At 33.9% G+C, this 25,787-nt stretch carries 20 protein-coding genes; 12 read left to right on the top strand and 8 right to left on the bottom strand.

What is annotated here, in order from left to right; genetic code table 11:
* Positions 1 to 15 precede the first annotated feature (15 nt).
* The 4 genes from NNL09_RS21905 to prfB all read right to left on the bottom strand — a co-directional run bounded on the left by NNL09_RS21905 (position 16) and on the right by prfB (position 11,899).
* Positions 16 to 6,945, bottom strand: coding sequence for a T9SS type B sorting domain-containing protein (locus tag NNL09_RS21905; RefSeq protein ID WP_196911327.1), 6,930 nt, complete (start codon positions 6,943 to 6,945; stop codon positions 16 to 18).
* An 864-nt stretch (positions 6,946 to 7,809) separates the two neighbouring features.
* Entirely contained in the window at positions 7,810 to 10,254 is a 2,445-nt protein-coding gene (locus tag NNL09_RS21900; protein WP_025667791.1) for a TonB-dependent receptor domain-containing protein, read from the bottom strand.
* Positions 10,255 to 10,444: 190 nt separating this feature from the next.
* Complete coding sequence (gene arsC / locus NNL09_RS21895; protein ID WP_025667790.1) at positions 10,445 to 10,786, bottom strand: arsenate reductase (glutaredoxin); 342 nt, start codon at positions 10,784 to 10,786, stop codon at positions 10,445 to 10,447.
* Between the two features lie 14 nt (positions 10,787 to 10,800).
* A protein-coding gene (gene prfB, locus NNL09_RS21890; RefSeq protein WP_152538397.1) for a peptide chain release factor 2 occupies positions 10,801 to 11,899 on the bottom strand; the annotation gives its coding sequence in 2 pieces (ribosomal slippage) (positions 10,801 to 11,835 and positions 11,837 to 11,899; 1,098 coding nt in all).
* Positions 11,900 to 12,003: 104 nt separating this feature from the next.
* On the opposite strand from prfB, the gene NNL09_RS21885 reads away from it, so the two are divergent.
* The 11 genes from NNL09_RS21885 to NNL09_RS21835 all read left to right on the top strand — a co-directional run bounded on the left by NNL09_RS21885 (position 12,004) and on the right by NNL09_RS21835 (position 21,829).
* Entirely contained in the window at positions 12,004 to 14,415 is a 2,412-nt protein-coding gene (locus NNL09_RS21885; RefSeq protein WP_196911326.1) for a zinc-dependent metalloprotease, read from the top strand.
* 136 nt (positions 14,416 to 14,551) lie between these two features.
* Positions 14,552 to 15,769, top strand: coding sequence for a lanthionine synthetase C family protein (locus NNL09_RS21880; RefSeq protein ID WP_025667787.1), 1,218 nt, complete (start codon positions 14,552 to 14,554; stop codon positions 15,767 to 15,769).
* A gap of 224 nt (positions 15,770 to 15,993) precedes the next feature.
* A complete protein-coding gene (locus tag NNL09_RS21875) occupies positions 15,994 to 16,203 on the top strand; it encodes a hypothetical protein (protein ID WP_025667785.1) in 210 nt (69 codons plus the stop codon).
* 339 nt (positions 16,204 to 16,542) lie between these two features.
* Positions 16,543 to 16,755 carry a hypothetical protein gene (locus tag NNL09_RS21870; RefSeq protein ID WP_025668151.1) on the top strand — a complete coding sequence of 71 codons (213 nt, stop codon included), beginning with the start codon at positions 16,543 to 16,545 and terminating at the stop codon, positions 16,753 to 16,755.
* A gap of 38 nt (positions 16,756 to 16,793) precedes the next feature.
* On the top strand, positions 16,794 to 17,018 hold the full coding sequence (locus NNL09_RS21865) for a Blp family class II bacteriocin (RefSeq protein WP_025668153.1): 225 nt from the start codon (positions 16,794 to 16,796) through the stop codon (positions 17,016 to 17,018).
* 76 nt (positions 17,019 to 17,094) lie between these two features.
* Positions 17,095 to 17,442: a hypothetical protein gene (locus NNL09_RS21860; protein WP_025668154.1), complete on the top strand. Its 348-nt coding sequence runs from the start codon at positions 17,095 to 17,097 to the stop codon at positions 17,440 to 17,442.
* A gap of 219 nt (positions 17,443 to 17,661) precedes the next feature.
* Positions 17,662 to 17,928: a hypothetical protein gene (locus tag NNL09_RS21855; protein ID WP_025668006.1), complete on the top strand. Its 267-nt coding sequence runs from the start codon at positions 17,662 to 17,664 to the stop codon at positions 17,926 to 17,928.
* 69 nt (positions 17,929 to 17,997) lie between these two features.
* Positions 17,998 to 18,159 carry a Blp family class II bacteriocin gene (locus tag NNL09_RS21850; protein ID WP_074405919.1) on the top strand — a complete coding sequence of 54 codons (162 nt, stop codon included), beginning with the start codon at positions 17,998 to 18,000 and terminating at the stop codon, positions 18,157 to 18,159.
* Between the two features lie 94 nt (positions 18,160 to 18,253).
* Positions 18,254 to 18,439, top strand: coding sequence for a TIGR04149 family rSAM-modified RiPP (locus tag NNL09_RS21845; RefSeq protein ID WP_074405920.1), 186 nt, complete (start codon positions 18,254 to 18,256; stop codon positions 18,437 to 18,439).
* A gap of 9 nt (positions 18,440 to 18,448) precedes the next feature.
* The gene (locus tag NNL09_RS21840; RefSeq protein ID WP_196911325.1) at positions 18,449 to 19,696 is read left to right on the top strand and encodes an HlyD family secretion protein; all 1,248 of its coding nucleotides are present in this window, start codon (positions 18,449 to 18,451) and stop codon (positions 19,694 to 19,696) included.
* A gap of 3 nt (positions 19,697 to 19,699) precedes the next feature.
* Positions 19,700 to 21,829 carry a peptidase domain-containing ABC transporter gene (locus NNL09_RS21835; protein WP_196911324.1) on the top strand — a complete coding sequence of 710 codons (2,130 nt, stop codon included), beginning with the start codon at positions 19,700 to 19,702 and terminating at the stop codon, positions 21,827 to 21,829.
* A gap of 81 nt (positions 21,830 to 21,910) precedes the next feature.
* Here the strand turns inward: NNL09_RS21835 and NNL09_RS21830 are convergent, their stop codons facing one another.
* The 3 genes from NNL09_RS21830 to NNL09_RS21820 form a co-directional block, all read right to left on the bottom strand.
* Positions 21,911 to 22,102 (bottom strand): hypothetical protein, encoded by a 192-nt coding sequence (locus NNL09_RS21830; RefSeq protein ID WP_025668011.1) that lies wholly within the window; start codon positions 22,100 to 22,102, stop codon positions 21,911 to 21,913.
* Positions 22,103 to 22,181: 79 nt separating this feature from the next.
* The gene (locus tag NNL09_RS21825; protein WP_025668012.1) at positions 22,182 to 22,373 is read right to left on the bottom strand and encodes a hypothetical protein; all 192 of its coding nucleotides are present in this window, start codon (positions 22,371 to 22,373) and stop codon (positions 22,182 to 22,184) included.
* Between the two features lie 128 nt (positions 22,374 to 22,501).
* Positions 22,502 to 24,235, bottom strand: a complete 1,734-nt coding sequence (locus tag NNL09_RS21820) for an AraC family transcriptional regulator (RefSeq protein ID WP_196911323.1) — start codon at positions 24,233 to 24,235, stop codon at positions 22,502 to 22,504.
* Between the two features lie 117 nt (positions 24,236 to 24,352).
* Here NNL09_RS21820 and NNL09_RS21815 point away from each other — a divergent pair, with 117 nt between their 5' ends.
* Positions 24,353 to 25,396, top strand: coding sequence for a low specificity L-threonine aldolase (locus NNL09_RS21815; protein WP_196911322.1), 1,044 nt, complete (start codon positions 24,353 to 24,355; stop codon positions 25,394 to 25,396).
* A gap of 32 nt (positions 25,397 to 25,428) precedes the next feature.
* On the opposite strand, the gene NNL09_RS21810 is transcribed toward NNL09_RS21815, so the two are convergent.
* On the bottom strand, positions 25,429 to 25,749 hold the full coding sequence (locus NNL09_RS21810; protein ID WP_025668015.1) for a YegP family protein: 321 nt from the start codon (positions 25,747 to 25,749) through the stop codon (positions 25,429 to 25,431).
* Positions 25,750 to 25,787: the final 38 nt, after the last annotated feature.

Here is a 25,787-nt window from a genome sequence, read left to right as displayed (position 1 = left end):
CGATTCAACTTTATATTATCTATATAATGTAAAGTGGCCTGTAAATTCTCTATTGTCTACATCATTCAGGATTATAGAATACCAATAATCTCCTGATGGAAGTTGTTTTCCTTGGTATAAACCATCCCATCCTTGTTGGTCTCCTTTAAATTTTGCTAACATTCTTCCGTATCGATCAAAGACGGTTACTTCCATGTTCTCAAAGAAGAAAGGATCATCTATATTAGGAGTAATCTGTCTAGGATACCAGAAACGATCTTCTGCTGTACTATTAGGACTATCCGGTGTAAAGTAATTCGGGATACGAATATTAATATAAGTCAGATTCTGAACCGTAAGGACCTCACAACCATCTGCATCAACAACACGCAATACATAATCAGCAGTCTGTCGTATTACAAAAATGTTTCCATCTAATTCTGTATAATCTGAAGGCTCTAATTGATCCAATGTCATTCCTTCTTCTAGCATCGTAAATGAGAATGCATAGAAAGGAGTGTTTTCAAATGGTCTTCCTCCTGATGCTATGATTTGATATTCATTAGGATCTTGTGGATTATTAGTCATTTGAGCAACTGGTATTGCCAATGGAGTATACTCAAGAATCTCGATAGTATCTACTGTTCGTGTACATCCTTGGTATTCCATAATACCTTCATACTCTCCTGGGGTAACCTCAAAATTACCTGTCAAATTCGAATTATTAGGTGGGTTTGGTGTTCCGTTTATACCATTTAAAGTATAAATAATACCTAATCCTTGTGAATCTTCAACAATATCAAAACTCACAAAGTATTGCTCTTCACTAGTCATCACAGGACTCGTAGGATCACTATAATCAAATATAGGACATACTAATTCTGGAACGAGTTCACCAGCAAGGTTAACACCTGGTTCAATATCAATATTAAAGGCTCCCTGACAGTTTGCATTGTTTTGAGAATCTCTAATGAATACTGTAGTTATACCTCCTGGTAGATTATCTATAAACAAATTCGCAGGATCGGTAACCGGTTGATAAGTTACTCCATCGATACTCCAGAAATAACTAGGATCTGCTGGGTTTGTTGGTGGTAATCCTCCTGTAATAGATAAGGTAGCTGTACCATTCATATCTCCTGCACAATCTTCTGGAGTTGTAGCATTTACAGTAGCCAAAATTGGTGCCGGTTCTATAATCTGAATATCAAGAATAGTTCTTGGACAACCATTAGCATCTTCTACTTCTACTCGATAGGTGTCTGGGAGTAGATTTTCAAAAGTATGTTCCCCCAGAAGATTATCTATATCATCTCCTCTAAGTTCATATACGGCTAAATTTGCACTATTATATAAAGAAAACGTATATGGGGCTGTACCACCAGAAGCAGTTACCCTAATATTACCATTTCTTTCACCACTACAAGTAACAGGTGTTTCAAAGGCTTCTGCCGTGAATTTCTCTTTCGGTTGACCTATTTCAAAAGGCGTTACATTATCGATACAATCTCCACTGGTTACGGTATAGGTGTAATTTCCGGCTAATAAATCTCCAAAGAAACTAGTGGTTTGTGTATTATCAGATCCAATAGGTCCAGGGAGTTCAACAGCATTTCCTAAATAATCTGTACCAGTTACTCGATATCCATAATCACCTAAACCTCCTTCAGCTTTTGCATTAATAGAGCCTGTTCGTTCACCAAAACAAATAATAAATGTGTTATTTAGATCTAATGTCACTTTTATTTCCGGAGTTTCTCGTATTGTTATCGTATTAGAGGCTGGAGAAGGACATCCATTTGCATCTCTGACATAGAAATTGTAATCACCTTTTGGTAATGTTGGGAATGTAAAAGGATTTGCTCCTGATACAAAAGTAATTCCATCACTACTAAATTCATAGGGAGGTGTTCCTCCTCCTGCAGTAACTATCATCGGATTAGGGCTAGCAGCACTACAAGTTATAGGTCCTTGATTTACCTTTATGGTTACAGCAGATGGCGTATTAATATCCACATTTCGAGAAAACAGGCATGCTAAGTTATCAGTAACTGTAACAATATAACGACCTGGTTTAAGATCATTCCACTGAAAAATATTTGTAGTACTTGCTATGCTACCAGTTTGTGAACCATCTGGATATTCAAGCATAAAAAAGTAGGTTCCTGATCCCTGGCCACCTGAAGCCTCAGCTCTAATTGTACCATCTTCACTATCAGAACAAGTCAAAGTAATTGGGTCAATTTTTTTTAATTCTAAAGGGATTGGGGGTTGGATATTAATTGTGTTTGTTACCTCACAACTTCTAGCATCTTTTACCCTAACTACATAGTCTATTCCTGCTGGTGTACTACCACCATCAAGTTTGTAACCTCCAAATCTAGGATCACTACCAAATGGCACTAATGGTCCTCCTCCTGTATCTTCTAACTGATATTGTATAAGACCTGTACCACCAGTAACAACTGCTTCTATCGTAGCATCATCACCAGGATTACAGGTTTCGTCTTGTAATTGATTGATTTTTATCGATATTGAAGATTCTGCTGCTTTTATTTTAAAATTTGGTGATACTCCCGAACACAATCTGGTACCCGTTACCTCAGTAACACGAATATAGTATTCTCCTGGGGGTAAACCTCCTTCTGTGCTAGAATCGATTGCAATAGCCCCCCCACTTGCTGTTACGGGGCCTCCAGAAAGTACAGGAAGATCTGATGGGGTTGCGAATCGATTAAAAATCTCCCAGTTTAGATCGACAGGTATCGGATTGTAATTATCTACAGTAAATATAATTCCCCCATCTTTTCCATTTACACACCGCTCATGAGTCAGAGTTCCTAAAGAAACTGCAGGAGCTGCAGGAGCAGTAAGCATGAATTTTTGCTGATATTCACAGTTTGTTCCCAGATCTACAACTTTAATAGTATAGCTTTTTCCAAATTCTAAAGCATTTGCACCATCAATACGATGATCTTTAATAAGACCTGCAGGTGTTGGAGGGGGAACAGGATCTGGTGCCCCATCGTTTAGAGCCTGAACGGGATTGTTGGGATCACCAATTACTTCGATTGTAAACCCTACAATAACACCACCAGTATTAACTCCGGATCCATTGATTACTGTGATGTCTACTACAGATCCAATAACACAATTACCTAATGGATTTACTTCTATTTTTAGCTCATCAACTGCATTTTTAATTTCATAAGAACCAAAAACTTTACTGCACAAATTGTCATCTATGACTTCAATAGTATATATACCAAAGTCTAAACCTTCAAATAAAACTTGGTTAGCCAAAGGGAAAGATGGAGCAATTGGTGGAGGTATTGTTAGTCCATTTTTAGTTAATTTGTAGGTATAGCTTGCTGCATCAGCATCAGGAGTTCCTCCATTCAAAGTAAGTGTAATTGAACCAGGGTTATTACCGCTTCCGTCTGTGTTACAGGTAATATCAACAATGGTTTCATTCGCTTTAATAGGGTCTGGTACAGTAAAAGTTATGTTAGTGATGCTAAAATCACAATCATACCTATCTTTAACAGTAACAGTATGGGATATCGATGTATCTACATTGTTAAATATTTCAGTGGTATTATTTGAGATAATAGTTACCTCTGTCGCTGTTCCTTGATCTAAAATATAGCTAACGGGTTTTCCCGAACTAACATCTACTTGAATAGCCCCTTTATTGTTAGAGCATAAAGGATTTTTAGGTGTTACAGTTACATTTAGTATTTCAAAAGAATTTACTTTAACACTACCAGCTTTGATTGTGCAATTGTTAGTATTGTCATTAACAAAAACAGGATAAATACCTGCTGTTGTAGCTCTAAATTCATATGAGGTACCTGGCAGTGGGTCTAGTGTAATGCCTGAAAAATCTTCTTTGGTATTAAAACTATAATTCCCTGACCCTCCGGTCACTTCTACCTTATAAATTGCAATAAATTCATTTGGATCAAAAGGTAATGCTAAAGGATCGTAATTTGGTGAATCTGGATCATTTAGAGTTGGATCAGGTTGATACCCCGGGTTACAATGTAAATCTTTAAGAAGCTTCACTGTAGCCGAAAAGTCTTTTGGTTCTTCTACTTCTATATCTTTGTCAAATAAACAGTTACCACCAGAGGATTCAACAAAAACCTGGTATGTACCTGGGTTAAGGCCTTTAAACGTATGTTTCGCATTTTTGATGGGCCCTGTTGTATCTGTATGTGGGTCGGTTGTGCCTGTGCTATTTATAGTATACGTATAGAATTCTTTTGATTCTGTAACAACTATTTGTACTTGCCCTCTATCATTAGGACAAGAAGGAGATGTTACTGTAATCTCTTCTTTAGCATCGAATTCTTTTAATTTTGCTGTTGCTTGTACAATGCAAGCTCCGTTAGGTCCATTTTTTTGACGAACGTTAACAGTATACTCACCAGGTTTTGTTAAATCAGAAAATATAGTGGATGTTTGATACGGTCTAATAACTTCTTCGTTAAAAATTAATTCATACTCATGTTGATTTGAGGTTTTTTGAACTTGTAATATTCCTGCTCCCACTTTTGTTCCGGGATTATAACAAACAATATCTTCTAAAACTTTGAGTTCTGGATCCAAGCTATTTTTAAATACATTAAAGTAAAAAGGTATGGTACAATTGGCATCAAAAGTAACAACGATTCTATATTCTCCATTTTCTTTAACAGTATAATCTATCCCTTCTCCGACTTTTCTCCAATCATTAATACATATATTATCGATATCTATTGATGGGGTAGGGCAATTAGGATCTTTTTTTATTGTACAAGCTTTAGTATCTAAGCGTTCCCATATAATTTTAGTGGCTGTAGTAAATCCAGAATTTATGGTGTATTCTGTATCAGATCCACATAAAAATAGCTCAGGTAAAGCTTCACCGGTGATCGTACATGTACGTATATTACCACTTACATTAGGAATAGGATTATCTATAATATCCTTTACAATTTCTAAAACAGGATTTTTTACAGTAGTAAAGGCATCAACCTTAAAAATTTCTATTGCATTTTTACACTTTTTATCAATTTTGGTAACTCTATATGTTCCGGCTTTTGTAACGTTTAATTTTTGATTAGTACCAATTATAGTTCCAGGAGTATTCATGTTTACCCATTCGTATTTTTCAAAATCATCACCAGCAACAAGATCTATAGATCCTGTACAAATAAATGCATCTTGTGCTTTTTTGGTACATATATCATCTCTCACCAGAACGTTAGAGGTTCCTGTAACATCATATCCACATGTATCTTGCCCCAAAATACTTTCCTTTTCTTCTCTGAGAAACCCAGAAGTAGCCCCTGTATATGTAGAAAGAGCTACATTTTTAATCTCATTAGAACATGCATCTCTCAGCTTAGAACAATCATCAATAATTTGCACCCCAAACTCAACAGTATATTTACCCCCGTTTTTAACCAATAATTTGTTGTCAATAGTAATATTGATTTCATCTTTATTACTGTTAATAACAGCAGTTACCCCAGAATTATCTGTAGAAATACTACCTTCTATATAGTCTACATTTATAGGAAGTTTATCTTTGATTGATGCATTGATAATATCTTCATTACCTTGATTTTCTATAGTAAGTTTATAATACAATTTTTGCCCTAAGCTTACATTTTCTCCTGTAATTTCTTTGTCGTCAGTATTAAATACTTGTTTGGTAACTGTAAGTTCGGGCTCAATAATTTCTATTTGAAAAGAATGAAAAAATACACTGTAAGAATCACTTTTAGTAGAAGTAAAAAAAGTAGCCGATGTCTGACCATTTTGGATAATAGTGTTTTTGGGGTTATCGATATCAAAAATATCTATATCAAGCCCCATAGTGTTTTTGGATTTAGGTTTTCTTGCAGTCACATACTCACCATTTTCAGAAATCGAACTGTCGAAAAAGTTGTTTTTGGGATTAGCAGGAGTTGTGTAAAGTTCTTGTGTTGTAAAATCAGGTTTTTCTATTTCTAAAATGTCTCCGCTAAAATATCTTTCCCCTTCTAGAGTGGCAATAGAATATCGGGCATTTACCGGTAGTTTATCTGGTAAAGTGTTAAAAGGCTCATACTTAAAAGATTTTTTTTTAGCCCCTACATCTACTACTAAATACCCGCTTCTGGTACTTATGTATTTTGCCGGTAATTTGGGGTCTTCATATGCTACTACTAATACCCACCCAGACGATATACCGTTAGTGCCCATTTGGTTAGGGTGTTGGTAATCCGATTTTCCAAGTCCTGTAGCAGATCGTACATTTGCAATGGTATACGTTCCTGATGGGTTTGATATACCTTTCATAATATCAGTAACATCTGCGTAGCAAACATAGGGCATGTCTACGGCTGCTGCCGGTTCTGTGGTATCACCATCTTTATCAAAATCTAAAATATCTAAATTTTTGTTTGTATCGCTATTAGGATAACCATCATAAATAACTGTGGTTTGAGAAGGTGGAATCGTGATGTAACTCCCCCCAGGAGGTTTAAACTTTACAGTTCTAAAATCCGGACGAGTATCTATTAGAGGCAAATCAGTATATCGTGGCCGACCATCGGGCATCCTGTCAACAAAATATGTAGCAGACCAGTATAAGCCTGCATACGCGATTTTTTCGCAACCAGAAGGAAGAATCAGGTCTGCACTACTAGAACTAAATGTATCTTCACCATCTATATCAATATATCCGAAAGTTTTACTGTTATTACTTTGCAAACCATCATAATCCATATTAGGAGTATATAGTATACCATCCAGCGTTTGATCCAGCCCGGTGATAGCATTACCAATTACTTTTAACTCTCCCTTTATTTCTAATGTACTATTTGGAACAACACCAAAGTCAACTTGAGCAAATGTTTGTTGTGAAATAGATATTGAAATAATTAAAATAATAATAAATTTAGATGACGAATTGAGGTATTTTGTTATCATATTTATACTGGCTTTAATACTTTAGAGTTTTTCTTCTGTATTATTCTTTAATAAAATTGAAGAAGTTTTAGGTACTCTTTTTTATGATGTGTGTTTTTTTCAATATTATTTCCTATTAGAGAAAAAATAGTCACGGTTTTCAGGGATATGCCACTTTTTTAATTCGAAATCAAACTCTAAACCGATAGTTAGCTATGTAAACAAACATACTTGAAGTCTTCAAAAAAAATGTTGAGCAATTTTGGTTTTGTGATGAATACCTAGGGAATTAGTGACGAATTACTCGAACTTAACTTATTACTTTATATAATTCGCGTACTAGTTTTGTGTTTTTACCTTTTCGAAATCCCATAAATGAAGCGTGATTTTGTTAATTAACTGTTAATCCGTCACATTGGGTAGTGTTAAAGAAAAGTCTTCGGTTTCAAACAAATATGGTATCTCGATTATTTATATAAACCACTATAAAAGTATTGTGGGTAACTATAAGTAGGTTAGTATTATTCATGTGAATATTATTTAAATTAGTGAAAAGTAAAAGAACATGTTTTCTACCAAAGTTAGTTATGTCATATAGTTGTTTGTTAATTGAAAAACCAAAAAATATGCATACAAACAGATGAATTAAAGTTTGTTTTGGTAATAAACAAGGGTTTTGAGGAAACAGAAAAAATCCAGCTCTACTTTTCCTGCTACTTGATAAACAAACTTACTTTAATGGTTTAAAAAATATGTAGGACAATTATGAGTTTAGGTGGTGTTTTTATAAAATATTTTTTTAAATAAAACCGTATCCATATTAATAATTAAAACAAAAAAAGGAAGTCATTTTGACTTCCTTTTTTTGTTTTAATTCTATAAGTATTATCCTTCGAATTCTTCATCCCCGTTAATACCTCTTTGAGGGCGTTGTCTTTTCTTTTTCTGATTAAATCTGTAGGTAAATGATAGATTAAAGCTACGTTCTCTCCATTGAAATTCATTATCCGACATAAATGTAGTAGTAGTAGAGGTGCTTATTCGCTTTCGAGAGTTAAATACATCACTAACATTAAAAGTTATCGAAGCCTTTTCTTTAAAAAGATCTTTACTGAATGCAAAGTTCATACTAAAAATACCATCACTTTTTGTTTGTGCATTTTCACTTGGCCCTCTATAAAACATGCTGGTTTGCCAATCTATTTTTGCTGGTAGTGTAACTTTATTATTAAGTCTTGCAAACCAACTAAAATTATCTGCATCAAGATTTTCTCCATTATTCTCTCCTCGAACACTATTCTGAAATGCGTTAAAATTACCATTCACTCTCCATTTTCTACTTGGGTTATAAGTAAGAGTAAACTCAAAACCATATCGATCAGAACTAGTTAAGTTTATAGGTGTTCTTCTAATAACAGGAACTTCTGTACCAGGATTATTTGCATCTGCTCCAATGGTTGTAGTATCACCTGTATCTTCAGAAATAAAAGTGAATATTTGTGTAGAGTGATTATAATATATAGATGTATTTAAAGTAAGCTTTCCCATTCTATTTAAATATCCTAAATCAAATGCATTAGAGTAACTTGGATCAAGATCTGGATTTCCCTGAAATAAATTAGTAGCACTAGATCTAGAAGGAAAAGGGTTAATAAATCTGGACCTAGGCCTACGTATTCTACGGTTATAACCAAGAGTTAAACTTTGTTTTTTAGAGATTTCGTATCCTAGATTAACTGTAGGAAATATGTCGGTATAATTCTTTTTGCTTAAATCATTACTAGTTTGCTGATCAATAGTAATTCGAGTACTTTCCATTCTAAGTCCTAATAAATAAGATAGTTTTCCCCATTTACTTCCTAATTGTGTGTACCCAGCATTTACTTGTTCTGTATACAATAAGGTGTTTGATAAATCAGAATTTGTTGTTATGGATCCATTATCTTCTAACTGCACCAGATAATCAGTATCCAACTCATTAAAATTACCTCTATATCCTAATTCGAATTGAGTGTTTTCACCGATAGGTAATACATAATCAGCTTGCAACAGAATACGATTTTGTTCTTCTATTGTTTCTACAAGCTCTACAGCAGTTATATTTTCTTGTGTAATTTTTGATCTTTCATCTTCATTACTATCTTCTATCTGAAAATCGAAAGTTAATTTGTGACCACTGGTATCAAAATCTTTAGTGTAATTAAGAGAGTATTGTTTCGTAATATCATCTTCGATCTCTGGATCAAAACGAATATTTTGACTTAAAATATCTCCATTAGAATTTAATTCTGTAATTCTATTTGTTGTATTACTTTCTTTATCACTAGATCTATATAAAAAAGATGTTGTGACAGATGAAGTTTCGTTGATATACCATTCGACTCCTATATTAGAATTTAATCCTTTACGTATCCTATCAAAATCCCGTTCTTCTCTTAAAAAAGAGCTAGGTAAGCCACTAAAAAGATATTGAGTTTGTGAAAAAGAATTACCTGGGACTTCTCTATAGTTATATCCTGAAGTTGTAAAAAAATTAAAATCTCCAGATCGATAATTTAGATTTCCCGAAATACCAGCAGATAGGGGATAACCACCATTAATTGTAATGGCTCCGTTCATACCTTGTAATTTACTTCGTCTTAGAATAATATTTAAAATCCCTGCAGTTCCTTCTGCATCATAACGAGCAGAAGGCGAGGTGATTACTTCGACTCTTTCTATAGATTCTGCAGGCAGTTGTCTTAATGCATCTGTACTGTTTAAACCAACTAAACCCGATGGCTTTCCGTTAATAAGGATTCTTACATTATCGTTACCACGAAGTGCAACATTTCCTTCGACATCTACAGAAACAGAAGGTACATTATCCAGAACATCACTCACCGTACCGCCACTCACTGTGAGATCTTTGCCTACATTATAAATCTTTTTATCTAATTTGATTTCTACAGTAGTTTTTTCTGCTATGACGACAACATCGTCTAGTGTTTCGGTATCTAATCCAAGAGTAATTGTACCTAAGTTTGTGTTTTTGAATAACTTTTGCCTGGGAAGCTTTTTGGTTTTAAATGAGATAAATTCGACACTTACGTCATATACTCCAGCATCTACTTCAATAGCAAATTTTCCATTTTTATCGGTAATACCCCCAGTAACAATTTTCTGTAGCCTGGGGCTAAAAAAAGCTATTGTAGCATATTCCAGGGGTTTATTAGTGTCTTGATCTAAGATTAAACCAGTAATGTTTACAGGCCCCTTTGTAAAGTTTCGATTTTGAGCAGATAGTGTAAGTGTTAATGCCGAAAATAGTAAGAATAAAAATTTCTTCATTTTTAAAATTGAATAATTCTGGCCAAAAGTATCGATGCAGATACGAGAAGGCGGTTAATGATGTGTTAAATGTGATGTATTTAAAATGGATGATACGTAGTATCACCTAATTCAATTACTTGCATTTAGACATGAAGAAATGTAAAAGGTTTAATCTTAAGCAAAAAATATTTTATAAGAGAAGTATTACTTAAATAATATCAATAACTTTTTCTGGTGGTCGTCCGATTATTGCTTTACCTTCGTTAACAACAATAGGGCGTTCGATTAATTTTGGATTATTAGAGAGTATAGTGATCAATTCAGAATCGGTATAATCTTTACCTTTAAAATTTTCTTTCCAGATGGCTTCATTTTTTCTAACCAGGTCTATAGGAGAGATATCTAAAAGTTTAAGTATTTCTTTTAATTCTTTTTCTGAAGGTGGATTTTGTAGGTAATTAACCACAGTAATGTCTTTTTTTTGCTCTTCGAGTATGGCAAGACATCCTCTTGATTTACTACATCTCGAATTATGATAAATTGTGATCATTTTGGTTTTGTTTTTTAATCGTCATTTTTTTGTCCCATTGCCATAAGGTAAGCCTTTAAGAATTGATTGATGTTACCATCCATTACAGCATCTACATTACCTGTTTCTTCTGCAGTTCTTACATCTTTAACCAATTTATATGGGTGCATGACATAATTACGAATTTGAGATCCCCATTCTATTTTCATTTTTGAGGCCTCGATCTCATCACGTTGCGCTTGTTGCTTCTTAAGTTCAATTTCAAACAATTGTGATTTAAGCATTTGTAATGCTTTTAACCTATTTTCTTGTTGTGATCTTGTATCTGAGCATGAAATCTGGATTCCGGTAGGGAAGTGGGTGAGCTGTACTTTGGTTTCTACTTTATTTACATTTTGTCCACCTGCTCCACTAGAACGAGATGTGATGATTTCATAATCAGCAGGATTGATATCTATTTCTATACTATCATCGGCAAGAGGATACACATAAATAGAAGCAAACGAAGTATGACGTTTTGCATTACTATCGAATGGAGAGATACGTACTAATCGATGCACACCATTTTCTCCTTTCAACCATCCAAATGCATAGTCTCCTTCAATTTCGAGAGTAACTGTTTTTATACCTGCTACATCACCTCCTTGATAATTAAGCTCTCTAATTTTAAAGCCTTGTTTTTCTGCCCACATCAGGTACATGCGCATGAGCATGCTAGCCCAATCACAACTTTCGGTACCTCCTGCGCCTGCCGTGATTTGTAGTACGGCACTCATATTGTCCCCTTCATCACTAAGCATATTTTTAAATTCCAAATCTTCAATTAACGATTTGGTTTCATCATAACGTTCAGAAACTTCTGCTTCGGTGGCATCACCTTCTTTATAAAATTCATAAAGTACTTCGAGGTCATCAACCAGTGTAACTCCTTTTTCGTATTCAGAAACCCACTTTTTTTCAGCATTTAGAATGCGCATTAGTTTTTCGGCTTCCTGGGCATTATCCCAAAAATCTGGAGCAAATGTTTTTTCTTCCTGATTAGCTATTTCTATAAGTTTGGCATCAATGTCAAAGATACCTCCTTAACGCAACCAGGCGCTCCCTAAGATCTTGTAAAGTCTCAGTATTGATCATAATCTAATTTATTTTTGACAAAAATAAGATTTAACAGTTCAGTAAGAAGTAATTTTTGTGTTATTTTATAGATTTAGAAATTTTATCACATAAATCATCAGTCTATGAAACTACGCTTCATTTGTTTATTCTTTCTAGCGGGGAATATCATTTCGGCTCAATTTTTAGAAAAACAGAAAAATTTGGCATCTTTTGATGGCTATTTTAAGTTCTATTATAATGAATCAAAAGATGAGATTTATCTAGAAGTAGATAAGCTCGACTCAGAGTTTTTATATGTACATTCGTTGGCTACAGGGTTAGGATCAAATGATATAGGATTAGATAGAGGACAGATTGGTGACGGCGTAGTAGTAAAGTTTCAAAAAGCAGGTGGTAAGCTGTTACTGGTGCAACCCAATCAACGATACCGCGCTATAACAGACAATACACTAGAGAAAAGAAGTGTAGAACAGGCTTTTGCAAAATCTGTACTGTTTGGATTTCCTATTAAAGAAGAGAAGTCTAATACATATATTATTGACTTAACTCCTTTTCTTCTACAGGATACTCATAACATCATTAATCGATTAAAGTATCAAAAAGAAGGAACGTACAGTGTTGACAAAACCAGAAGCAGTTTGAGTCTCGAAAGAACCAAAGCTTTTCCTAAAAATGTAGAATTTGAGGCTTTGATTACCTATAAAGGCTCACCTACGGGGCAAAATATTAGATCCGTAGCACCAGACTCAAAATTCTTAACTGTTATTCAGCATCATTCTTTTGTAGAACTACCAGATGATGGATATAAGAAAAGAGAGTTTGATCCCAGAAGTGGAGCTATATCTGTTTCCTACCTGGATTATGCAACACCTGTACAAGATCCTATAAAGAAGCGCTATATTATTAGACATCGATTAGAGAAAAAAAATCCAAATCAAGATATAAGTGAAGCAAAAGAACCTATTGTTTATTATTTAGATCCTGGTACCCCAGAACCGGTGCGATCTGCATTATTGGATGGAGCAAGATGGTGGAATCAGGCATATGAAGCAATTGGTTTTAAAGATGCGTACCAGGTTAAGATGTTACCTGCAGATGCAGATCCTATGGATTTACGATATAATGTAATACAATGGGTACATCGTTCTACCAGAGGGTGGAGTTATGGTGCAAGTGTTGTTGATCCCAGAACAGGAGAGATTCTTAAAGGACATGTAAGTTTAGGGAGTTTAAGAATACGTCAGGACTTTCTAATAGCTCAGGCATTACTAAATCAACCTTTTGCTACTCGTGATGATAATTATGAACCTATGTTGAAAATGGCACTAGCTCGTATTCGCCAATTATCTGCGCATGAGGTAGGTCATACTATTGGTTTTGCGCATAATTTTACCGCAAGTACAAACGGAAGAGCATCGGTAATGGATTATCCTCACCCAACAGTGGCACTTAAGGATGGCAAAATAGATTTGTCGAATGCTTATGATACCAATATAGGAGAATGGGATAAGGTAACAGTAGCATACAGTTATTCAGAATTTGATAAAAATACTAATGAAAAAGAAGCACTTAACAAGATTTTGAATACCGCTTATCAATCGGGTCTTCGTTTTATTTCGGATAGTGATGCCAGACCTCAAGGAGGAGCACATGAATTAGCTCATTTATGGGATAATGGTAAAAGTGTTACCGAAGAACTAGATAATATGCTGAAAATTAGAGAAGTTGCGATACGCAATTTTTCTTCAGATAACATAAGAAGTAATGAACCATATTCGGTTTTAGAAGATGTTTTTGTACCATTGTATTTTTTCCACAGGTATCAAACCGAGGCTACAGTAAAGCTTATTGGAGGACTAAATTATAATTATGCAGTTAAGGGTGATCAACAAACGATTGTAGAAACAGTTAATTCAAAAAAACAAAAAGAAGCACTTGAAGCAGTTTTAAAGACATTATCTCCTGAAGTTTTGGCTATTCCAGAAGATAAATTAAAATTATTTCCACCAAGAGCTTTTGGATATGGTAGAACCAGAGAATCTTTTAAAGGAAAAACAGGAGTTGGTTTTGATGCTCTAAGCGTAGCTTCTACAGCAAGTGATATGAGTCTTTCTTTGTTATTGCATCCCGAGAGAGCATCTCGACTGGTACAGCAAAAAAGTTTAGATCAAAATCAATTAGGATTAGTAGAAACTCTAGATGAATTATTAAGATTCTCTTTTGAAACCAAAGCTAAAAATAATTACCATAAAGAAATTCAACATATGGTAAAAGCTAATATTTTAAAATATTTAATGAACCTTAGTAAGAATACACAAACGTATTCGCAAGTTAACGCTATCGCATATGCAAAAATTAAAGGTTTAATTCCCCTTCTTAAAAGCAAGACTGGCGATGTTACAGATAAAATGTATAATGAATATTATCTCAATCAAATTAATAAATTTATAGAGAAGCCAGAGGATTTTAAAGTATTACCATCTCCCAAAATACCAGATGGGTCTCCTATAGGTAGTTTTAGTTGCGGTTTTTAAATATATATCTTATCATTTTGGGTACTATAAAATAGATATCAGTCTAAATTCTAGAATTTAGACTGATATTGTTTGAAGCCCTACTATTTTACTTTTTATCTTTACCACTTTACAAATTCGAAATACTAAGCACTACATGACTATTGAAATTCAACTAAGGAATAAATTAAAGGAAATAAGTGAGGTTTTAGATGCTAAAGCAAAAAATAATCAGGAAGTAGGGGTTTTATCAGGAGTTTCTGGAGTTGCTTTATTTCAGTTTTATTATTCAAAATTTTTAGATGAGGATATTCATGCAGATAAAGGAGCAGAAACAATTACAAGAGCTGTAGAACTTATTAATAATGGTTTTACTTTTCCCACTTTTTGTACTGGAATTGCAGGAGCATGTTGGGTGCTCGAAATTCTTAAAGAAGAAGAGTTTGTAGAGTTAGATGATGACTTCCTTTCGTCTGATTTAGATTCTTATTTGTTAGAAGCAATGAGAGCTGATATAAAAACAGAGAATTATGATTTTCTACATGGTGCAATGGGATATGGATATTATTTTTTAAAGCGTTATCAAAATCTGGCTTCAGAAGAGTCAAAAAAGCACTATAAGAACTACCTTGATGAATTAATTGCAGCACTAAAAAAATCATCAAAAAAGAATGACCACGGAGTATGGTGGGAGTCTGTTCTAAGGCAGGAAGAAGGAGTTAAGGGGTGTAATTTAAGTTTGTCTCACGGAATATCAAGTATGGTTAATTTCCTATCCCGAATAGCCGAACATAAAGAATTTTATGATGATGTTAGAGAGATGTTACAACAGTCGGTGCGCTATATATTGCATTGTAAAAATAAAGATAAAACACTAACCGCTACATTTCCTAATTGGATTATTGAAGAGAATGTAGAGGATAATAATTCGAGATTAGCGTGGTGCTATGGAGATTTAGGGATAGGAATATCGATATTTAGAGCGGGTACAATATTAGGAGATACCCAAATTAGTGATGAAGCAATAGCTATTTTAAAATATTCTACGCAACGAAAAAATATTGAAGAAGCAGGAATTCAGGATGCTGGATTGTGCCATGGAGCATATGGAGTACTTCATATTTATAATTATTTATATAGAAAAACAAACGATATAGCATTTAAGGAAGCTTCTGATTTTTGGGCCCAGAAAGCACTTGGTATGGCTATACATGAACAAGGATACGCGGGATATATGGTATGGCGAGGAACAGATGAAGAAAAATGGAAAACCGAAGTAAGTTTGCTTGAAGGTGTTGCGGGTATCGGGTTATCTATAATATCCTATTTGGCTCCTTTTGACACCAAATGGGACGAATGCCTTTTGATTAGCTAATTCTTTTTCCTTTATAATTTCAAAAACTACAATTTCATAGAGGCATTTTAACCGCCTCATGATAAGATTTTCTGCCATTTAATCTAAAAACAAAGTCGAAATTCTGGAAAATCGTTCGTTTTTCCAGAATACTCAATACTACTATTTGCATTAAGCTTATAGAGCAAGCTATGTTTGTTTCTATCAAAGCGCTTTGATATTTGTATAACTTAAAATTAGATATCATGAAAAGTAAAAAGAAATTGAGTCTTAAGAAAATGAATGTTGCACAATTAGATAGCATTAAGGGGGGAATAAACTGGCCTCACCCAATAACAGGGCCTGGTTTACCAACAGCAGATCCATTTGGTTGTGGAAATGGTACACAAGGATTGGCATGTCAATACTCACAAACACCTATGAGCTGCCAGGTATGTGTTAATGCTCACAAGTAAATAACAATACTTATCGAGATTCTTTGCTAATACATTTTTAGCTGATTTGTAAACACACAGTTTTTCGAAAGTTGAGATGAATCGTCTGAAAATATATTTCAGACGATTTTTTGTTTATGATTATTAGACGATAAAATACTTTCTTTTTTTAGAGAAATAATACTTGAAATGTTTTCAGTCATTTTTTTATGAAAAAACAAAATCGAAATTCTGGAAAAACGCTCGAAATTCTGGAATACCCAATATAACCTGTTGCAAAAAACCTTCTTGTTCCTCTATGTTTGCTAGCATCAAAGCGCTTTGATAGAAATTTATGTTTAACAATTTAAAAATACAAAAATGAGAGATTTAACAGTAAACGAAGTGGCTTATGTTTCGGCAGGAGATGGTACTAATCATGCTGGAGTAATAGGTGGAGCAATTGGAGGAGGTTTGGCAGGAGCAGGAGCAGGAGCCAAAATTGGATCATTGGCCGGGCCAGCAGGAGCAGCAGTAGGAGCAGCTTTAGGCTTTGGTATAGGAGCTTTGGCTGGGATGCTTGCTTTTTCTTAAAATCAAATTAATTATATAAATCATTAAAAAATAACACAATGAGAAATTTAACAAATAGTGAATTGAATTCTGTAAATGGTGGTTGTAGCGGACAAACTGCCGGAGGTATTTTGGCGGGCGCTCTAGGAGGAGCTAGAACTGGTGCAGGTATTGGAGGTGCAATAGGAACATCGGCTACTCCTGCAGGAAGTATAGTAGGAGCAGTTGTTGGAGGTTTGTTTGGAGCTATCGCAGGCGGATTTATTGCTGCAAGCAAATGTTAATTCAGAATAATTAGATGCTAATCAGGGTAATTATAAAAATTACCCTGATTATTTAATAACTCATAAAAAATGTATAATGAATACCAATCTTAATGCCTTTTTTGAAAGCTTGTCTTCTGCCTATAAAGAAAGAAATCTGGATACAATATTTGATCTTCATCATCCAGATAACGTTTTGTTTAATGCAGGTAAAGAACAACTAAGAACAGTCTTGTCTAGTTATACGCTAGAGGCAAATTTTGAAGATATCAAAATATTACAGGAAGATAAAAATGTAAGCGTTGTAAGACTTTCTCAAAAAACTAAAAAAGTCGAAGGCCCGGATTTTAAGGATAACATAATCGATATGGTTATGATCTTAAAGTCGCATAATGATAATTTCAAAATATTATCAAGTGCTTCTATTAGCACAGACTTTATATAGCCATTTTTAAGTTTTTTCATAATTCTTAAGAGCAATATTTACTGTATTTCTAAAAACCTTAATTTTTTATGAAAAAACAAAATCGAAATTCTAGAAAAACGCTCGAAATTCTGGAATACCCAATATAACCTGTTGCATAGAACTTATTTGTTCTACTAAGTTTGATGGTATTGAAGCGCTTAGATAGAAATTTATGTTTAATAATTTAAAACTATAAAAATGAGAGATTTAAAATTTGAAGAAATTCAGGAAATCGGAGGAGGCCCTGCTGAAGGTGCTGCCGTAGGTTGTGTAGCTGGAGCCGTGGCTGGACAAGTTGGTGGTCAAACAGCAGGAGGATACATCGGTGGTGCAATAGGTTCATTGTTTGGACCTGTAGGAACATTAGTAGGGACTTATATAGGAATGAATATAGGCCGTACTTATGGTCAAACAATAGGCTGTGCTGCTGGTGGATATGTTGGTGATCAAGTACAAGGAGATTAATATAGTATCTGAATATTCTGATATATTTTTTAATAACACTAAATAAATTTAGTAATAAAAATCATAAATATGAGAGATTTAAAATTTGAAGAAGTACAAGAAGTTAATGGTGGTGATGCAGCAAGTGGTGCAGCTACAGGTGCAGGCATCGGTAATGCAATAGGAGGACCAATAGGCGCTATAGTAGGTGCTATTATTGGTGCAGTTGTAGGTAGTATGTCTGAAGACTAATACTTTAATATCATACAGGTCCATATAATTGGGCCTGTATGTAATCTTTTATTGAAACGATAAAAAAAAATAATACTATAAAATTAATGATATCATGAAAAACAATAAAATTAAAAAACTGAACCTTAATAAGTGTACCATATCAAACCTTGAAATGAATACCATAAAAGGAGGAGTGGTAGATTCTTGTACTCCGACCTGTCATATTAGTTTCCCGACAAATCCAACAAGGCAATCTAATAATTTTGAATGTGAAAATTTCACACAAAGAATTCACTAAATAAAGCTTATGAGTTCCCCACTATTTCGTAAAGAAGCCATAAAAAATAACACCCAACGTTTATTGGGAGATGTTTTATTAATACGACCCATATCATTTTGGATATTTACAGGTATACTGGTTTTTGTAGTTACGATGGTGGGGCTTTTTTTAGCATTCGGAACCTTTGCCCGTCGTGAGATGGTAACAGGATATTTGGTACCCGACAAAGGTTTAGTGCGAGTGTATGCTCCATTTAATGGAGTTATCGATAAAAAACATAGTACAGATGGTCAAAAAATTAGTAAAGGCCAAAACCTACTCGAAGTTACTACAGAACGAGGTACAAAAGATAGTATTAGTATCAATCAACAATTAATTACCCGACTAGAACAACAAAAAATAAACCTAGAACAACGAATTATTGATGAAACACAAGTTCTGGATAGCGAAGGTAGCCGATTATCTACCATTCTTATAAATCATAAGAATGAATATTACCAGATCAATCAGCAATTACAAAGCCAGAAAGAACAAGTACAACTGGCAAAAAACCAATGGAATACCTATAAGCAACTAAGAGTAAAAGGGCTAGTTTCTGAAGATGACCTTAGTAGTAAAAGAAGTATATATTTTAGTGCTAAGGCATCTTTTAATGCTACCAAAAGATTACAAATCAATAAGAAAACAGAAATAGCCAATATACGAAAGCAGCAGGAGCAATCTCCTTTACGCAAAAGTACCCGATTAAAAGAATTGCAAAATCAGCTGGCACAAAAAGAAGAACGTCTTATAGAATTAAAAAACAGCCATTCTTATATGATCAAAGCTCCTGTAAATGGTCGTATTACTTCAACCCAGGTTAATATTGGGCAAAATGTATCTTCTGCTGTACCCATACTAACCATCATACCAGAAAATACAACACTGTATGCCGAATTGTTTTTGCCTTCGAGAGCTATTGGTTTTGTGAAAAAGAACCAGCAGGTATTATTACGATATGATGCTTTTCCGTATCAACGATATGGATTGTACCAAGGTAAAATTGTGCAAATAGCAGAAGCGGTTATTAGTCCAAACGAAGTTACTATACCCATTCCTATGCAAGAACCTGTATATCGCATAAAAGTAGCTCTAGATGTACAAACTATTAATGCATATGGTAAAAAAATGCCATTGCAATCAGGAATGTCTGTAGCAGCAGATATTATTTTAGAAGAGCGCAGCCTGGGACAATGGCTGTTAGAACCTATATATAGTCTAAAAGGAAAATTATAGTCTATGCAAAATCCAATTCATTTACTTCATTACGGTTGGGGGAAAAGAGTCCCTGTCATCATACAAACAGAAGTAGCAGAGTGTGGGCTAGCTTCTATAGCTATGGTCGCTAATTATTATGGACATAAGTTGGACCTCAATGCTTTACGACGTAAATACTCTATATCTGCAAAAGGAGCAACGCTACAAGGGCTTATAAAATTAGCAGATAACCTTCAGTTTAGCTCCAGACCGCTACGCCTTGAATTAGAGGAGCTTTCGCAATTAAAAACTCCATGTATTTTACATTGGAATTTAAATCATTTTGTTGTACTCACTTCAGTAAAAGGAAATAAAGTCACTATCCACGATCCGGCCGTTGGAAAAAGGATAATGAAACTGTCAGAAGTTTCGAAGCATTTTACAGGAGTAGCATTAGAATTGACACCTACACCTGATTTTAAGCCAGAAAAAATTTCAAAAAGAGCAAAATTATCTGATTTCTGGAGTAGAATTACAGGTTTAAAGAGGGTATTGACACAAATTCTGGTATTGTCATTGTTACTACAGGTATTTGCGATAGCAACTCCATTTTATATGCAGTTAGTAGTAGATGATGTTATTATTAGCCGAGATTTGGATTTATTGTTGATACTAGCATTAGGTTTTGGTCTTATGAAGCTTGTTAATTTGGCAGTAACTGCATTACGCGGAGTCGTTATTTTGTATATGGGAACACAGCTCAATATCCAAATGGCAGCAAATCTGTTACGGCATTTGTTAAAATTGCCAATGGATTACTTTGAAAAAAGACATATTGGTGATATCATCTCCCGATTCGGATCTCTGGAAGATGTAAAGCAATTATTAATTACCGGTCTTATTGAAACCGTTGTAGACGGTATAATGGCTATCGGACTTCTGGTTATGATGTTTATATACAGCACAACACTTGCCTTTATTGTTCTGGCTGCTGTAGCATTATATATAATAGTGCGATTAGCATTGTATCGCCCGTATAGGCAATTGAAAGAAGAAGCTATTGTAGCAGATGCCAAACAGAATTCTAATTTTATGGAAACTGTGAGAGGTATCCAAAGTGTTAAGCTATTTGGTAATGAAAGTCAACGACAAACCGTGTGGCATAATTATTATGCCGATGCTATGAATACTGGTATACGAATTGGCAAATTAGATATCGGTTATAACTTTATTAATGGATTTTTATTTGGACTCGAAAATATAATTGTGATTTATCTGGCTGCCTCATTAGTGATGGATAGCTTGATGACTATTGGAATGCTATATGCTTTTATGTCTTATAAAAGTCAGTTTACAGAAAAAGCTTCTGCTTTGGTTAATAAATTTATACAATTTAAAATGCTTTCCCTTCACATGGAACGTCTGGGAGATATCATCCTTACAGAGCAAGAAGAAGATATCGATGGTAAAAGGCAGTTGCCACAGGTAAAAGGAGAACTGGATCTGGAGAATATTAGTTTTAGATATTCTGATAATGAACCGTATTTATTTAAGAATCTTAATTTTAAAATAGAGGAGGGGAGCTCTATAGCAGTAGTGGGAGCATCGGGATGCGGAAAAACAACATTAATGAAAGTAATGTTGGGGTTACTAAAACCAGAAACCGGGACTATTCTTGTTGATGGATATGATATACGAAAAGTGGGGCTACGAACGTATAGAAATTTAATAGGTACGGTAATGCAAAATGATCAACTATTATCGGGTAGTATTGCAGATAATATTTGCTTTTTTGACCCTGATTTTGATCAGGAGTGGATAGAACAATGTGCGCAGATGGCGGCTATACACCAAGATATTATGGCAATGCCAATGGGATATCATACTTTAATTGGAGATATGGGAAGTAGCTTGTCTGGTGGGCAAAAACAAAGATTGCTACTTGCAAGAGCTCTATACAAAAAACCTAAAATATTGTTCCTCGATGAGGCTACCTCACATCTTGATGTAGGGTTAGAGTCTGTAGTGAATACTACAGTAAAGAAATTAAACATTACAAGAATAATTATTGCTCATAGACCCGATACCATTGCAATGGCAGATCGAGTAGTTGCATTACAAAACGGCCAATTACTAGAAGTAAAAATACCAGATGTTGCTGTAGCGGTTTGATGACATTGTTGTAAAAAAGAATACCATATCTAATTAGATATGGTATTATATGAAATTGTAGAGGGTGGTTTTTAAAATTGTTTATTTTCTATCCACATAAATAGTGTCACAATCATTATTACGCTTACAAGATTGGGAGGCACAGCCAGCCTCATTTTGAGGTGTACTACCTCCTCCTGGAAATCCTCCATAAATTTTACTTAATCCATTAAGTTTAGAAATTTCAAGTTTTTTTAAAGTTAGTTTTTTTGTGTTGAGTGATTTTTTTTTCATGACGTAATATGTTTTGTTGTTTTGTGAGTTGATCACGAATGTATGTAAAAACCGTGGTTAAAAATGGTTTTGAAACTATTTATCTTATAATCAAGTGAATAGAAGAATCGCAATCTGCTCCATTTCCACAAGAGTCAGAGACACATCGAGCAACTCCATTTTGCGGTGTACTGCCTCCGCCTCCTCCATGAATTTTACTTAAATCATTAAATTTAGAAATTTCAAATTTTTTTAAAGTAAGTTTTTTTGTGTTGAGTGATTTTTTTTTCATGACGTAATATGTTTTGTTGTTTTGTGAGTTGATCACGAATGTATGTAAAAACCGTTGTTTTTAAATGGAAAAATTATTTACATTACACGGAATTCTGGAATTTCGTGTTTTTAAGAAGCGTTAATAGCTTAAATAAATGGAGCTTCTTTATCATTTTTTACCTTTCTTAATTCTTTAATAAAATAAGAAGGTTTTATCTTTACCTGTTTGTAAAAGGCGTTAGAAAAAGTCTCAGCACTGTTATATCCAAACTCGCTAGCGATAGCTTTTATAGTAAACTTTTGTAGCATTACATTCTCCTGTAGTTCTTTTACAGCATAGGTGATTCGTAACTCATTTAGATAACTGGTAAAACTCTTATTTTTATAATGATTAATCACTCGTGACAAGTATTTAACATTGGTTTCTATATCATCTGCTAGAGATTGAGAACTTACTCCAACATTCAAAAAATCATGGTTTTTTTCAAACTCATCAAGCTTACTCAATATATAAGTTACATGTTTTTCAGGTACTTTTAAATCCAAGCTTTTCGTAGATTTAATCTCTTGGTTTGAATGAGGTGTATGTGTATTTGATTTAGAATCGATAATCAGCTGTTCGAACCTAATTTTATACAATCGTCTTTTTCGATACTGATAGTAGATCAGCCCACCAGAAATTAATAAAAGTATTCCCGAAATCAATAATCCCGAAATATAAGTATCATTATTTTTATTTAGTTTTTTTATGATTACCTGTTGTTCCTCAATTAGCAAAGGAATGTCATAGTCTTCTTTTACTTTTCTACTAATAAAAATCTGATCATTTAGATAATTATCTAATACAGTATTTAACTTATCTAAATATTTATTTTGGTTGATTAGATCATTTATTTCTTTATAATAATTTTTTAAATACTCATAGGTTTTAACATGTTTGTATTGTGGGATAGAATTTAAAGTTGCTAATATAGAATCTGTTTTTTTAAAAAGCGGTATTGCTTTTTCTTTATTCCCAAGGTCATAGTACGATTTCCCTAAATAAAAATTACTATCAATTATATTAGAGATATCGTTATATTCTATCATTGTAGGTATAGCTTTATTTATACTGTCAATAGAGGTTGTGTACTTTTTTTGGGTATATTGGTTGATCCCTTCACATAAAATAAAATAGGCCTTCATTTTGTTTTGCTCGATATCACTACCATTTACAGCTTTGTTATATCCCAGGTTATTATAATATGATGCAGAATCGTATTTTTTTAGACCTATATACGTTTCTGCAATTACATGTAGCGTAAATAAATATCTATAGATATACTTGTCGTTATCTTTATAAAATTTTTCACACTCTTTAAAAATAGCCAAAGCTTCCTCTTTTTCATTTAAATGCTCACTTTTAATAATGCCAATGTGATGTTTTATTCTGTATAAAAGACGAATATTGTTATTCAATTTTGCATACTTACGAGCCAGGTTAAGATTATTTAATGTCTTTTCAATATTTCTTTGTTGATGTAGAAAAAATTGTGCTTTCCTGTGGTAAGCAAAAGCAGGATAGTTTTTATTTTGTTTATTTTTAGTAATAGCTATGATACTATCTAAATAGGGTTGTTTATTTTCCTCACTTTTATCCAGGCAATAAAGTCGAAAGGCTTGTGCTATTTTTAGAGTATCTAAATTTTTCTTTGCTTTTTCTATATAAACCTTCAAAATCTTTTTTGCCTTTACAGAATCTACATTACGATTTTCTAAAAAAAGATTTTGTAATTCTTTATAACTTTTTTGCGGTAGTGAATCTGTATAGTGTTGCGCCTTTAATGAGGTTGGGGTAAAAAGAAATTGCAGTAAAAAACAATATATAAAAAACCTATACATAATATTTTTTTGAAGGAACATTTATTTTAGAGCAATATGCTAGTGCTATTCACAAAAATAGCATTATTTTTATTGGTCGAGTAGATTGCAATATAAATCATATAGTATAATAAAAAAATGAAAATAGATCTTAGAAGTGATACCATTACCAAACCTACTCCAGAAATGCTTGCTGCGATGATGAATGCTGAGGTAGGGGACGATGTGTATAAAGAAGACCCTACCGTAAATGCTTTAGAGGAAAAGGTAGCACAAATGTTTGGTAAAGATACTGCATTGTTTTTCCCTTCGGGGAGTATGGCAAACCAGGCTGCTATTAAATTGCATACACAACCAGGCGAGCAATTGATAGCCGATAAATTTGCTCATGTATATAATTATGAAGGAGGAGGAGTTTCTTTTAATAGTGGCGTATCATGTAAATTACTAGATGGTCATAGAGGGATGGTTACAGCAGAGCAGGTAGAAGCAGCAATTAATCCACCAGATTTTTATCATAGCCCGTTAACAAGCTTGGTGTGTATAGAGAATACGACCAATAAAGGAGGCGGAGCATGTTATGATTTTGAAGAAATTAAAAAAATAAAACAGGTATGTGATCAGCATCATCTTGGATATCATTTGGATGGAGCACGATTATGGAATGCCCTTGTGGCTAAGAATGAAAGTGCTATCCAATACGGAGAAGTTTTTGATTCTATCTCTGTCTGTTTAAGTAAAGGCCTGGGAGCACCAATAGGCTCTGTTTTAGTTGGTAATACCGATATTATGGAGCATGCAATTCGTATCAGAAAAATATTAGGAGGAGGAATGCGCCAGTTAGGGTATTTGGCAGCTGCCGGATTATATGCTATAGAACATCATATCGATCGATTAGCAGAAGATCACAAAAGAGCCAAAGAAATTGGTGAAGTACTAAAAAAACTACCTTTTGTAACGCAGGTAGAACCTGTAGATACCAATATAGTTATATTTGTTATAGATGGTAATGAAGAAGAATTTATTGCAGAAATGGCATCAAAAAACGTTCATTTTTATGGAATGGGGCAAGGTAAATTAAGACTTGTAACGCATTTGGAGTATACCCAGGAAAAACATGAATACTTTTTAGAACTACTAACTTCGGTTACTTTGAATAAAAATAAAGCTGTTCATTTATAAATGAACAGCTTTATTTATAAACACTTAAAAAATTAAATTTCTTTAGTATCGGCACCCGGTGCATTTTCTTTAACAGAATTGATGCCATTTTCCATTCCAGATTCAGAAGCATACATCTGACTACTACCTATTACCTGGCCGTTACCTGCTTTTAGGTTAAAATAGAATTTACCATTTTTTGCTGTCTTACGCTCATATCTTCCATCTTCAGATGCATTTTTCTTAACCGATGCAATTCCGTTTTCTGCAGCAGATTTACTATTGTAAACCTCACTACTTAAGATAACTTGTCCGTTTTTAGCTTTTAAGGTAAAATGATAGCTAGACCCTTCCTTATTTTTGAGTTCAAACATATTGTCAGATTTTAGTTAATTTTTTAGCTTTTGTTAAA

This window comes from Aquimarina sp. EL_43 (assembly GCF_943422735.1).
Classification (GTDB): domain Bacteria; phylum Bacteroidota; class Bacteroidia; order Flavobacteriales; family Flavobacteriaceae; genus Aquimarina; species Aquimarina megaterium.
The sequence above is the reverse complement of the archived record's forward strand: the minus strand, read 5'-3'. Positions and strand labels throughout refer to the sequence as shown.

Coding starts and splice junctions, on each gene's coding strand:
- NNL09_RS21860 (WP_025668154.1), top strand. CDS start 17,095: ATGAATACCAATCTTAATGCCTTTTTTGAAAGCTTGTCTTCTGCCTAT.
- NNL09_RS21825 (WP_025668012.1), bottom strand. CDS start 22,373: ATGAAAAAAAAATCACTCAACACAAAAAAACTTACTTTAAAAAAATTT.
- NNL09_RS21880 (WP_025667787.1), top strand. CDS start 14,552: ATGACTATTGAAATTCAACTAAGGAATAAATTAAAGGAAATAAGTGAG.
- NNL09_RS21905 (WP_196911327.1), bottom strand. CDS start 6,945: ATGATAACAAAATACCTCAATTCGTCATCTAAATTTATTATTATTTTA.
- NNL09_RS21835 (WP_196911324.1), top strand. CDS start 19,700: ATGCAAAATCCAATTCATTTACTTCATTACGGTTGGGGGAAAAGAGTC.
- NNL09_RS21815 (WP_196911322.1), top strand. CDS start 24,353: ATGAAAATAGATCTTAGAAGTGATACCATTACCAAACCTACTCCAGAA.
- NNL09_RS21855 (WP_025668006.1), top strand. CDS start 17,662: ATGAGAGATTTAAAATTTGAAGAAATTCAGGAAATCGGAGGAGGCCCT.
- NNL09_RS21885 (WP_196911326.1), top strand. CDS start 12,004: ATGAAACTACGCTTCATTTGTTTATTCTTTCTAGCGGGGAATATCATT.
- NNL09_RS21820 (WP_196911323.1), bottom strand. CDS start 24,235: ATGTATAGGTTTTTTATATATTGTTTTTTACTGCAATTTCTTTTTACC.
- NNL09_RS21830 (WP_025668011.1), bottom strand. CDS start 22,102: ATGAAAAAAAAATCACTCAACACAAAAAAACTAACTTTAAAAAAACTT.
- NNL09_RS21900 (WP_025667791.1), bottom strand. CDS start 10,254: ATGAAGAAATTTTTATTCTTACTATTTTCGGCATTAACACTTACACTA.
- NNL09_RS21850 (WP_074405919.1), top strand. CDS start 17,998: ATGAGAGATTTAAAATTTGAAGAAGTACAAGAAGTTAATGGTGGTGAT.
- NNL09_RS21845 (WP_074405920.1), top strand. CDS start 18,254: ATGAAAAACAATAAAATTAAAAAACTGAACCTTAATAAGTGTACCATA.
- arsC (WP_025667790.1), bottom strand. CDS start 10,786: ATGATCACAATTTATCATAATTCGAGATGTAGTAAATCAAGAGGATGT.
- NNL09_RS21865 (WP_025668153.1), top strand. CDS start 16,794: ATGAGAAATTTAACAAATAGTGAATTGAATTCTGTAAATGGTGGTTGT.
- NNL09_RS21840 (WP_196911325.1), top strand. CDS start 18,449: ATGAGTTCCCCACTATTTCGTAAAGAAGCCATAAAAAATAACACCCAA.
- NNL09_RS21810 (WP_025668015.1), bottom strand. CDS start 25,749: ATGTTTGAACTCAAAAATAAGGAAGGGTCTAGCTATCATTTTACCTTA.
- NNL09_RS21870 (WP_025668151.1), top strand. CDS start 16,543: ATGAGAGATTTAACAGTAAACGAAGTGGCTTATGTTTCGGCAGGAGAT.
- NNL09_RS21875 (WP_025667785.1), top strand. CDS start 15,994: ATGAAAAGTAAAAAGAAATTGAGTCTTAAGAAAATGAATGTTGCACAA.